10 protein-coding genes and 1 riboswitch are annotated in these 11,257 nt (G+C 27.8%); of the genes, 6 read left to right on the plus strand and 4 right to left on the minus strand.

Features of this window, described 5'->3' with window-relative positions:
- Positions 1-271: 271 nt before the first annotated feature.
- Positions 272-1,171 carry a C40 family peptidase gene (locus tag VLM92_RS12960; RefSeq protein WP_325276754.1) on the plus strand — a complete coding sequence of 300 codons (900 nt, stop codon included), beginning with the start codon at positions 272-274 and terminating at the stop codon, positions 1,169-1,171.
- Positions 1,172-1,207: 36 nt separating this feature from the next.
- Here the strand turns inward: VLM92_RS12960 and VLM92_RS12965 are convergent, their stop codons facing one another.
- From VLM92_RS12965 to VLM92_RS12980, 4 genes are all read right to left on the minus strand, one after another.
- Complete coding sequence (locus VLM92_RS12965) at positions 1,208-2,062, minus strand: multicopper oxidase family protein (protein WP_325276755.1); 855 nt, start codon at positions 2,060-2,062, stop codon at positions 1,208-1,210.
- Positions 2,063-2,212: 150 nt separating this feature from the next.
- On the minus strand, positions 2,213-3,598 hold the full coding sequence (locus VLM92_RS12970) for a HAMP domain-containing sensor histidine kinase (RefSeq protein WP_325276756.1): 1,386 nt from the start codon (positions 3,596-3,598) through the stop codon (positions 2,213-2,215).
- Complete coding sequence (locus VLM92_RS12975; protein ID WP_325276757.1) at positions 3,595-4,296, minus strand: response regulator transcription factor; 702 nt, start codon at positions 4,294-4,296, stop codon at positions 3,595-3,597. The genes VLM92_RS12970 and VLM92_RS12975 overlap by 4 nt, the downstream gene beginning before the upstream one ends.
- An 89-nt stretch (positions 4,297-4,385) precedes the next feature.
- On the minus strand, positions 4,386-5,717 hold the full coding sequence (locus VLM92_RS12980; RefSeq protein ID WP_325276758.1) for a sulfite exporter TauE/SafE family protein: 1,332 nt from the start codon (positions 5,715-5,717) through the stop codon (positions 4,386-4,388).
- Between the two features lie 250 nt (positions 5,718-5,967).
- On the opposite strand from VLM92_RS12980, the gene VLM92_RS12985 reads away from it, so the two are divergent.
- From VLM92_RS12985 to gcvT, 5 genes are all read left to right on the plus strand, one after another.
- On the plus strand, positions 5,968-6,423 hold the full coding sequence (locus tag VLM92_RS12985; RefSeq protein ID WP_325276759.1) for a PTS sugar transporter subunit IIA: 456 nt from the start codon (positions 5,968-5,970) through the stop codon (positions 6,421-6,423).
- Between the two features lie 25 nt (positions 6,424-6,448).
- Positions 6,449-6,742, plus strand: coding sequence for a PTS sugar transporter subunit IIB (locus VLM92_RS12990; RefSeq protein WP_325276760.1), 294 nt, complete (start codon positions 6,449-6,451; stop codon positions 6,740-6,742).
- 22 nt (positions 6,743-6,764) lie between these two features.
- Complete coding sequence (locus VLM92_RS12995; protein ID WP_325276761.1) at positions 6,765-8,027, plus strand: PTS ascorbate transporter subunit IIC; 1,263 nt, start codon at positions 6,765-6,767, stop codon at positions 8,025-8,027.
- Between the two features lie 180 nt (positions 8,028-8,207).
- The gene (locus VLM92_RS13000; protein WP_325276762.1) at positions 8,208-8,819 is read left to right on the plus strand and encodes a DUF975 family protein; all 612 of its coding nucleotides are present in this window, start codon (positions 8,208-8,210) and stop codon (positions 8,817-8,819) included.
- Between the two features lie 148 nt (positions 8,820-8,967).
- Positions 8,968-9,072: riboswitch (glycine riboswitch) on the plus strand.
- 206 nt (positions 9,073-9,278) lie between these two features.
- A partial coding sequence (gene gcvT, locus VLM92_RS17275; RefSeq protein WP_331681773.1) for a glycine cleavage system aminomethyltransferase GcvT occupies positions 9,279-11,257 on the plus strand: 1,979 nt, incomplete at its 3' end.

Genomic DNA, 11,257 nt, shown 5'->3' on the forward strand with positions numbered 1-11,257 from the left:
ATTCACTACTCAAAGATTCTCCTAGTCTATCATGTATTAATATAGCATTTAGTATAAACTCAGAAGAATTATTCTCCTTTTACACAATTTAGCATATTAAGCATATATATTAAATAATAAAGCAAAAAAATACATTCCCTTCATAATTTCTTCATAATCATTCGTTATTATAAACCTATAAAAAATTAATAAGGAAAATTTTCAGAAAATTAATGAAAAGTTACTGGTTTGTAATAAAATATAGAATTATCGTAACAAGGAGGATATATAAATGAAGAAAAAAAAGATACTAGCAAGTATAGGGATAACTGCTTTAAGTTTAGGTATACATGCAAATCAAAGTTATGCACAGGAGGTAGGAACTGTAACTGCAAGTGCATTAAATGTAAGAAGTGGAGCTAGTATAGAAAATGCTAGAATAACTAAGGTATATAAAGGTAATAAAGTAGAAATATTATCTTCATCAAATGGATGGTATAATATAAAGTTAAATAATGAGCAAAAAGGATGGGTATCAAGCAAGTACATAAAAGAAGGAAGTTCTTCACGTAATGACTCACAAGTTTCTCAAGGAACAGCTAAAGTTAAAGCTTCATCATTAAATATAAGAAAAGGACCATCAACTTCATATTCTAAAATAGGATCATTAAGTAATGGACAAATTGTAGATATATTAGAAAAAAGTGGAGATTGGACAAAGATAAAGACATCAGGTGCATTAACAGGATGGGTTTCAAATACATATTTAACTTCTAATATAAATAATTCAAATGAAACTATTCAAGCTCCATCTAGAGGAGAAGGAAGAGAAGAAGTTATTAAATTAGCTTATAAACAATTAGGAAAAAAATATGTATGGGGAGCAGAAGGGCCTAATACTTTTGATTGCTCTGGTTTTACTTCATATGTATATAAAAATGCTATAGGTAAAACTATACCTAGGACATCAATAGCTCAAAGTAAGTATGGACAATATGTATCAAGGCCACAACTTCAACCTGGAGATTTAATATTCTCAGACACAGATAATAATGGAAGTGTAAATCATGTTGGTATATACATAGGAAACGGAAAAATGATACATGCACCAAAAACTGGTGATGTAGTTAAAATATCAGATATAAATAATTCCTTTTATAAAAAAGCGTACGTAACGGCTCGAAGGCCATAATAAAAATAGCTTGATAATATTATCAAGCTATTTTTATTATTTATAAATAATAGTAGTAAACATGCCTCCAGTTTGTTTTTGCATATTATTAGACATATGATGTGGAATATGACAGTGAAATGGCCATATACCTGGGTTTTTTGTGAAAAATTCAATATCCCATGTTTCTCCAGAAGCAACTAAAATAGTATTTTTAAGCATTCTATTTTTAGTAGGTATAGTATTTCCATCTGAAGCAGTTATAGAAAATTGATGTCCGTGAATATGAATTGGGTGAGCTATTTCAGAAATATTACCTAATCTTATACGAACATTTTCACATTCTTTTACCAATAGTGGTGTTGTATATGGAAAACATCTTCCATTCATAGTAAAAAAGTTAAAATCATGATTCATAGGATCTATTTCGTATACACCTGGTTTTACTTCTCCTATTTTTAACCCTTTAACATGGAATTCTTGTAACATAATAAAGTAGTCTCGTTGAATATCTTTCTTAGATTCTTTTGGATCTAGTATAATAAATCCTCCTCCAAGACCCATCATTTCTTGCTTTACTGCAAAATGATGAGTATGGTACATATGTGTTCCTGGAGGATTTACTATTTTAAAGTGGTAATCAAAGTAATATCCAGGTTTTATGGCTGGAGTAGGTTCTACATCTGGAAATCCATCCATTGTAACGGGAATATCTAGGCCATGCCAGTGAATAGAAGTTTCTTCAGGAAGTTTGTTATATACTCTAATATTTACATAGTCTCCAGGGTAAACTTGAATAGTTGGTCCAGGAATACTTCCATTGTACCCCCACCCCTTTATAAATACACCTGGAAGAATCTCTCTTGTAACAGGTTCTGCAACTAGCTCAAAATATTTTACGCCGTTTATCATTTTAAAGGGAAGGGTTTCAATATCTGGAGTAATAACCATCTTAACACATCCTTATAATTATTTAATCAATAATAGTATATGTACACGTATTAATATAGGTTATAGTTAAAACTTTAAGAAGCAAAGATTTTATATAAAGTTATTTATAGACTAATTTGGTATATATAATATAAATTTTGTACCTTGTCCTATCTTACTTTCAACATCAATAATTCCATTATGAGCATTAATTATAGCTTTAGCTATACTAAGTCCTACACCTGCACCACCTGTAAGTCTAGTTCTAGATTTATCAGCTCTATAAAATCTTTCAAATATATAAGGCAAGTCTTCTTCTGATATTCCAATGCCATTATCTTCTATAACTAGCTTGATTCCATTATCAACATTATATGTTTCTATAAATATATTTCCACCTTCATGTGTATACTTTATTGCATTAGACAACAAGTTTATTATAACTTGAGTTATCTTATCTTTATCAGCATTTACAATTAAACTATTGCTATTAAAGCTAATATTTACATTTTTTCTTTTGTATTCACTTTCAAAATTAGTAATAACATTTTTTATGAGATATCCTATATCAAACTCTGTTTTATTTATATTTGTATCATTTTGTTCATACATATATAATTTTTCTAGATCTTTTACTAATCTAGTTAGCCTTAAAATTTCTTCGTAACAAATAGATAATCTCTCTGTAGTGGGTTCTAATATACCATCGATTAAAGCTTCTAAGTTTATTTGTAATGAAGTAAGTGGTGTTTTTAATTCATGAGATACATCCTTTGTTAAATTTTTTCTTATATCTTCTTGTTTTTGTAATGATTGTGCCAAATTATTAATACCTATAATGAGGTCATTTAATTCAGTAGTATCAACATTTTCATATATTCTTTCGTTATAGTTTCCTCTCGATATATTTTTTGTACTTTTTACAACTTTAGATATAGGTCTAACTATATTATTAGTTACCAACAATCCTAGTATAATAGCAACTAGTAAAGCTATAAATACTGAATATATCAAAATCTTATTTAAGGTTTTTAAATATAAAATATCATTCTCGCTATAATAATCTGGGTAAGATCCTATATATAAAGTACCTACCTTCTCATTTTCTAAAGTAATATTATATTCTTTAATAGCATAATTACCTTTCCAATTAGGAAAATACATCATCATATGTTCACTCATATTATCTAATGTAAATTCACATTGTTGTGAATTATAGTTTCTTGCATCCCAAATAGATTTTCCATAACTATCTTTTACAGTTATTATTAATCCTTTGTCTAAGGCCTCTTTGCCTATATGTTCAAGATCATTTATGTTCCATTTATCATAAGATTTGTAACTATTTTTTATATCATTTACTACTGACTGATTAACATGTTCTCTTTGATAAAGTACATATTTTTTAAATTGAGTTTGGGACAATGCATTGCCAATTAAAGCTACTATTACAATACTTATAATAGCAATTAAAATATAAGACAAAATTAATTTGTACCTTAATTTAATTTTCATCATCTGCTTTCTCCTGAAAACTTATATCCTATACCATAAACTGTAGTAATGTATATTGGATTTTTAACATCATCTTCTATTTTTTGTCTTATATTTTTTATATGAGCATCTATAACTCTATCTATTCCATCATAATCATACCCAAAAGAACAAACTACTAATTCTTCTCTAGTAAAAACTTTATTAGGATATTTAGCCATAGTTAATAATATTTTATACTCTGTAGCAGTTAGATTAGCTAATTTTCCAGACTTTTTCACCTCATATTTATTACAATCAATTATTAATTCATTGTTATTGAAGAAATATATATTATCAAAGTTTTCATTATCTTTACTTATTCTTCTTGAAATAGCATTTACTCTTGCAACTAATTCACGAGCGCTAAATGGTTTAGTTAGATATTCATCAGCCCCTATATTTAAACCTTCTATAACACTTGCTTCATCGCTTTTGGCTGTAAGCATTATTATATGTGCATTTGATTTTTCTCGTATTTCCTTACACACTTGTGTTCCTAATATATCTGGAAGCATTATATCTAAAATGATAATATTAGGATTGTGTTTATCAAAAACTTCAAGTGCATTTTTGCCATCAAATGATTGATATACAATATAACCTTCTTTTTCTAAATAATGCTTTATAATATCATTTATATTAATTTCATCTTCTACTACTAAAACACTTAATTTATTCATCTATAATAAACCTCCTGCTTATATTTTTTGTAAAAAAACAGCACCTATTCGTAAAAGATGCTGTTTTTATAATTAACTTAATCTGTTTATTATATGCTAGGTAGCTCATCTACAACTTTAATATTACCACGAATCATACCCATCCAACAACTATAGTCTATATCAGTATTACCAGGAGTAAATTCTATTATATTTTCACCTTCTTGTAACTCTTTTTGTATATTTAATGAAGGTATAACTATTGCATTGTTACATCCTGTTAATTGTTTTCCATCTATAATAAGTTTGGTTGGAACATCCTTTTTAATATACACTAAAGCTGGAGAATATCCAGAATAATCAGCTGTAATTTTAACTGTTTGAATACCATTTTCAATAGTTGCAACACTAGAAGTGTCCTCTAAAAGTTCATCATTATCAGAAGATAGATAATTATTTAAATTACTTGTAGGATTCAAATTTAATCCATATAAACTAAGTCCTCTATTTGCTGTAACTAAGCCTAAAACTATTATTAAGGCACCACTAAATTTTATTAGTTTTTTACCAGTATTTTTACTTAGTGAATTTGCCATATAACCAAATAATAACATTAAAGGAACTGTTCCTACTGAAAATATAAACATACTTAGAGCTCCCTTTGTCATACTACCTGTACTTAAAGCAAATAATTGCATTGTTTGTAGTGGGCCACATGGCATAAATCCATTTAATAAACCTACTACGAAAGGAGTAGAATTTGAAGTTTGTGCTGGGCATTTAGAAAGAAAAGGTAATCTAAAGCTAAACCCTCTAAAAACTCTAAATCCCATAGTATTTGCACCGTGAATTATCATAAATGCTCCAGCTATTATATAGATAATAATTGATGCTTGAGTACTTACAGAAAGAACAGATCCTATTGCACCTATTATTCCACCGATTAGTGTATAAGATATAACCCTGCCTAAGTTATATAATAAAGGCGCTTTTACATTATTAGCAGACAGGCTTTGAGATAACATTATTCCACCGCACATACCAACACAATGTAGGGAAGATAAAAGTCCAACTATAAATACAACAAAATATGTTGTATTTGAATTTAATATTGATGATATATCAAAATAATTTGATAATGAGGTCATTTTTGTCATGATAAAAACTAGTCCAAGTATTAATATAGCGTTTCTTATAAACTGCGAAGAATTATTCTTAGAATTGGAATGTGGCATGATAGTATAACCACATTTTGTTATAATTCTTTTTATATCTGAATAAGAACATTTGTCTGAGTCATAGCTAATTGTAACTGTTGAAGTTTTAAAGTTTGCTTTAACATTTTTAATTCCATTTAGTTTTTTTATATCCTTCTCAATGATCTTTTCGCATGAATTACAGACCATGTCTTTGACGTACAAAGATTGAGTTTTAATAGTCATTGTTATTCTCCTTTCACACAATAAATATATATTTTAAGTATAAATAGAAATTGTGTAGAACTTATGAAATTCTTATAATTATATTTATAATCGTATTACAAAATTTTACATAGTAAGTAAATATATTTAACTATAAATCAGTACATGAATAAGCCAAAGTATTGAACAACTCGTATATTTAGTGATAATATGTAATAAATAATAGAGATTACAAAATAGTCAAAAAACATTGCTAGAAAGGACATAATAAATGTTAAGAGATATATTAACAGAAGACATGATACAAATAAATATAGCAACGTCAAATTGGGAAGAAGCGATAAAACAATCTGCCAAACCCCTAGAAGTAGGTGGAAAAATCACTAAACAATATACTGATAGCATGATAAAAGCTATCAAAGATTTAGGGCCATATATTGTCATTATGCCAGGAATTGCATTAGCGCATGCAAGACCAGGTGATAGTGTTAAAGAAGATTCAATAGCTTTAACAACTCTCAGCGAACCTGTATACTTTGGTTCAAAACATAATGATCCAGTGCATACAATATTTACATTTGCTACAAAAAGTGAAAAAGGGCATTTGAGATTCATACAAAACTTAGCAATGTTTTTATCGGAAGATAGTAATATAGAAAAGTTAAAAGAAAGTAATTCTAAACAAGAGATATTACAAATTATAAAAAAGTCTTCAATTGAAGATTAATCAAAAATATAGAGGAGAGTTTATTATGAGTAAGACATTAAAAATAATGGCTGTTTGTGGATTTGGAATAGGGAGTAGCTTAATACTAAAAATGAATTTAGATGATGTTATGTCTAAGTATAATATAGATGTTGAAACTTTTACTAATGATGTAACATCAGTAGCATCAGGTATGGCAGACTTAATATTTACATCTAATGAAATAGCAGATCAAGTAAAAGAAAAAGTTACTTGTCCAGTTGTAGTAATAGAAAACTTTATGAACAAATCAGAAATAGAGGAAAAAGGATTATCAGCTATAAAAGAATTAATAAAATAATAAATCAAAAGGGAGAAACACAATGAATTTTATCATAGGTGTATTAAGAAGGCCAGAGTTATTCATAGCTATTATAGCTTGTCTAGGGTTAATTTTACAAAAGAGAAGTATAAGTGAAATTGTAAGAGGAACTGTTAAGACTATAATAGGTATGTTAATTTTATTTGAAGGCGTAAACATAGTTATAAAAGGCGTAAATCCATTATCAAATGCATTTTCAAAATTATTTTCTATACAAGGAAGTAATACTTTAGCTAGTTTTAGTGATTTTATGGGCAATTATGGTTTTGAAATAGGACTAGTTATGCTTTTAGGATTAGTAATTAACATAATAATAGCTAGATTCACTAAATTTAAATCTATTTATTTAACTGGAAATCTATTATTCTGGTTTTCTATGTTATTTATAGGTAGTGGGGTAGAAGCTGGAATGAGTGGTTTACCATTAATCATATTTGCGACTATGTTCCAAGTTATTGTTATGGTAGCTTCTCCAGCATTAGCTAGACCATTGGTTAAGAACTTAACAGGAAGCGACGAATTTACATTAGGACATACAACAACAATGTTTTGTTTGTTAGGCGATTTTATAGGTAGATTTATAGGAGATCCTAATAAATCTAGTGAGGATTTAAAAGTACCTAAATGCTTAGATTTCTTTAGAGATACAACAGTTACATCAGGAATTGTTATAATGATTCTGTACATAGTAGTATTAAGTATAATAGGTCCTGGTATGAGAACTGATATTTTAGCTCAATCTGATATATTTACATATTCTTTAGTTCAAGGTATGACTTTTGCAGGAGGTACAGTTGTACTTTTATCAGGAGTTAGAATGGTATTAAGTGAAATAGTTCCTGCATTTAGAGGAATATCTTTAAAGCTTGTTCCAGGTGCAATACCAGCATTAGATGTGCCTATAATATTTCCATATGGACAAAATGCATTATTAATCGGTTTTATTGTATCTATGATTACATCAATAATAACTTTATTTGTAATAGGAAGTACAGGAAAATTAGCTTTCCCAGTAATACCTTTAACAATAGCATGTTATTTTGATGTAGCCCCAGGAGCCATATTTGCAAATAAAAGGGGAGGAGTTCTAGCTGCTATTGTTACAAGTGCATTAGGTGGGATTATATTAATAGGGTTAGTTTCAATTACAATTCCTATGTTAGCAAATACAGCAGGAGATTTCTTACAGTTATATGGAGGAAATGAATTTTCATTATTTACAGCCATAGCAAGCTTTGTAGCAAAACTTTGGGTTCAATTTTAATATATTATATAAATAATTAAAGTAGTAAATATAATTTTAAAGTTCACTAAGACAATAGTCTATGACAAAATTGTTTCTATAAATTTCCAAAATCATATGATATATTAAACACATATGATACATTAAACACATATGATACAAATGTATAGTACAATTTTATATAATGACGAGGTGATTGGCATGAAAAATAGTGAATTAAAATCATTAGCAAGACAGCAGCTAAAGGGAAGATGGGTAAAAATGGTATTATACTTTTTTGTATATTTAGCTGTAATAACTATTCCTTCTATTGTTATAGGATTTAATAGTGAATCATCAAATAGTAATGCTGAACTTACATTTAATATTTTGAGCATTATAATATCTGGTCCTATTTCATTAGGTATTAGTTGTTTCTGTTTGAATTTTATAAAAAATGAAGAAAAACTAATGGATATACTTTGGGGATTTAAAAAATTTGGTAAGGCATTTGTAGCTTATATATTAATGGCTATAGCTATTACGATAGGGTTTATTCTTCTTATAGTTCCTGGAATAATAGTAAGTCTAATGTACTCACAAGTATATTATATACTAGCAGAAAATGAAGATATGTCTGCAATAGAGGCTATTAAAGAAAGTACTAGAATAATGAAGGGGAATAAATTTAGACTCTTTAAATTAGGTCTTAGTTTTATAGGATGGTTTATACTTGGAGTAATAACTTTAGGTATAGGATTTTTATGGATTACGCCATATTATACTATTACATTAACTAATTTCTATAAAGAAATAAGTGCGCCTGAGTATTAATCACTCAGGCTTTTGATATATTATTAAAGTGAACTAATTAAGTAGCCAAGTTGACATTGTCGATTTAAAAATATCAGAAAATTATAAAAATAAGTTGACTTTATTAAACTATGCTACTACAATTATATCAAAATAAAATATTCTTCAAATGAGATTAGCGAGAGATACCTTTAAATATAAAGGAGCCGAAGAAGCAATTTAAAAACTACCGATTTTTAAAGAAACTTTCAGGCAAAGATATCGCTAATTGATGAAACTCTGGAAAGATTTATAATATATTATAAGTCACCGAAGGAGCAAAATAATGAAAATTATTGAAACTTTCAGGTCTATAAACAGAGGATATATGGGTAACGATTATTTATTGTGCCTATATATCCTCTTTTTTAATGAAAAAATATAATTAATACATTGAAAAAGTAAAAAATTATCATATATAGAAAATATGGAGGGGTATATATGAGTGAATTAAAAAGAACAGTTTTATATGATGTTCATAAAGAAATAGGTGCTAAGTTTTTTGAATTTTCTGGATGGGAAATGCCTTTAGAATATGAAGGAATGATTAAAGAGCATAAGATTGTGAGAAATAGTGCAGGACTATTTGATGTATCTCATATGGGAGAGGTATGTATAGAAGGTAAAGAAGCTAGTACATTTATACAAAACTTAATAACAAATGATATAAGTAATTTAAAAGATGAAGAAATAATATATACCCCAATGTGTTATGAAAATGGTGGAGTAGTAGATGATTTATTAGTTTATAAGTTTAATGAGGAAAAATTCTTATTAGTCATAAATGCAGGAAATATTGATAAAGATATAAATTGGATACAAGAAAATGCTAAAGGATATGAAGTTAATATAAGTAATATATCCCAGGAAATATCACAATTAGCAGTACAAGGACCGAAGTCAAAAGAAATACTTCAAAAGCTTACAGATGTAGATCTAAATGAAATTAAGTTTTTTAATTTTAAATCAGATATAACAGTATGTAATAAACCATGTATAATCTCAAGAACAGGATATACAGGAGAAGATGGATTTGAAATATACTGTAAAAATGAATATGCAAAAAATATATGGAATGAAATACTTAAAGCAGGTAAAGAAGAAATAAAACCAATAGGACTTGGTGCAAGGGATACTTTAAGATTTGAAGCGTGTTTACCTCTTTATGGTAATGAAATAAATGAAAGCATATCACCACTTGAAGGCGGACTTTCATATTTTGTTAAACTTAACAAAGATAATTTTATAGGTAGACAATCTTTAGTTAAACAAAAAGAGCAAGGTTTAAAAAGAAAATTAGTTGGATTTGAAATGATAGGAAAGGGTATACCAAGACATGGATACAATGTAAAAGTAAATGATGAAGTTATAGGATTTGTAACAACAGGATATTCATCACCTACTTTAAATAAAACTATAGGACTTGCAATTATTGATTCTAAATATGAAAATATAGATACAGAAATAGATATAGCTATTAGAAAAAAAGTAGTAAAAGCTAAAATCATAAATAAACCATTTTATAAAAAACAGTATAAAAAAGATTTAGAAAATAAATTAGATACTAATTCTAAAAATGACACTGCAGATATAAATCAATTCTCATATATACCAACAACAAATGAAGACAAAAAACAAATGATAGAAAGTATAGGTGTAAATTCAATAGAAGATTTATTTTTAGATATTCCACAGGACTTAAGATTAAATAGAGAATTAAATCTTGAAACTTCAAAATCAGAAGTAGAAGTATGTAATAAAATTAAGGACTTATCAAATCAAAATATTAGTTTAGAAAAATTAACGTGTTTCCTTGGAGCTGGAGCATATGATCATTATATCCCATCAATTATTAAACATATAACTTCAAGAAGTGAATTTTATACAGCATATACACCATACCAAGCAGAAATAAGCCAAGGAACGCTACAAGTAATATTTGAATTTCAATCAATGATAGCAGAATTAACAGGCATGGAAATAGCAAATGCGTCTATGTATGATGGTGCTACTGCAGCAGTAGAAGCTTGTATTATGGCTGTTGGTCAAACTAAAAGAAAAAAAGTTATAGTACCTAAAACTGTTCATCCAGAAACAAGAAAGGTACTAAAAACATATATGCAGTATAACCAATGTGAAATATTAGAAGTAGATTTCTGTAATGAATATGGAATTACAGATATAAATAAATTAAAAAAAATGGTAGGAAAAGACACTGCTTGTGTTCTTATACAAAATCCTAATTTCTTTGGAATAATTGAAGATATGGATGAAATAGAAAAAATAGTTCATGAAAATAAAGCAATGCTTATTATGAGTGTAGATCCAATATCTTTAGGAGTTCTAAAAACTCCTGGAGAAATAGGTGCTGACATAGTTGTTGGGGAAGCACAAGCCTTAGGCAATCCTTTAAATTTTGG

It is taken from the genome of Romboutsia sp., assembly GCF_035470145.1.
Classification (GTDB): domain Bacteria; phylum Bacillota; class Clostridia; order Peptostreptococcales; family Peptostreptococcaceae; genus Romboutsia_D.

Coding starts and splice junctions, on each gene's coding strand:
- VLM92_RS12960 (WP_325276754.1), top strand. CDS start 272: ATGAAGAAAAAAAAGATACTAGCAAGTATAGGGATAACTGCTTTAAGT.
- VLM92_RS12965 (WP_325276755.1), bottom strand. CDS start 2,062: ATGATAAACGGCGTAAAATATTTTGAGCTAGTTGCAGAACCTGTTACA.
- VLM92_RS12970 (WP_325276756.1), bottom strand. CDS start 3,598: ATGATGAAAATTAAATTAAGGTACAAATTAATTTTGTCTTATATTTTA.
- VLM92_RS12975 (WP_325276757.1), bottom strand. CDS start 4,296: ATGAATAAATTAAGTGTTTTAGTAGTAGAAGATGAAATTAATATAAAT.
- VLM92_RS12980 (WP_325276758.1), bottom strand. CDS start 5,717: ATGACTATTAAAACTCAATCTTTGTACGTCAAAGACATGGTCTGTAAT.
- VLM92_RS12985 (WP_325276759.1), top strand. CDS start 5,968: ATGTTAAGAGATATATTAACAGAAGACATGATACAAATAAATATAGCA.
- VLM92_RS12990 (WP_325276760.1), top strand. CDS start 6,449: ATGAGTAAGACATTAAAAATAATGGCTGTTTGTGGATTTGGAATAGGG.
- VLM92_RS12995 (WP_325276761.1), top strand. CDS start 6,765: ATGAATTTTATCATAGGTGTATTAAGAAGGCCAGAGTTATTCATAGCT.
- VLM92_RS13000 (WP_325276762.1), top strand. CDS start 8,208: ATGAAAAATAGTGAATTAAAATCATTAGCAAGACAGCAGCTAAAGGGA.